The organism is Psychrobacter sp. TB20-MNA-CIBAN-0197 (assembly GCF_040309765.1).
Taxonomy (GTDB): domain Bacteria; phylum Pseudomonadota; class Gammaproteobacteria; order Pseudomonadales; family Moraxellaceae; genus Psychrobacter; species Psychrobacter submarinus.
Genome location: NZ_JBEOPC010000526.1, coordinates 1 through 275, shown reverse-complemented (window position 1 = coordinate 275; position 275 = coordinate 1). Strand labels below are relative to the sequence as shown.

The window sequence follows — 275 nt, the reverse complement described above, 5'->3', positions numbered from 1 at the left end:
ATGTTTCCGCGCCCGGGGTGCGGTTGCCGCCCCATTGGTCAGGGGTCTGGTTGCCCAGTGGCAGGTAGACCATGCCGAGTTTTTCATCGACGCTGGCCAGCGACCACATGGTCGCCGAGTTGCGGCTGTAGGTTTCGCCCGGGGCCAGAGGCTCGGTGGCGTCCGGCTTGTCGCTGTCCCAGTTCCACACCAGGTGACCGTCGCGCACGTCGAAGGCGCGGATCACGCCCGATGGCTCATTGGTCGATTCGTTGTCGGTAACGTGACCGCCCATG

At 65.1% G+C, this 275-nt stretch carries 1 pseudogene; it reads right to left on the bottom strand.

Features of this window, described 5'->3' with window-relative positions:
- A pseudogene (locus AAEY83_RS14795) lies at positions 1 to 275 on the bottom strand (membrane-bound PQQ-dependent dehydrogenase, glucose/quinate/shikimate family); the annotation flags it as partial.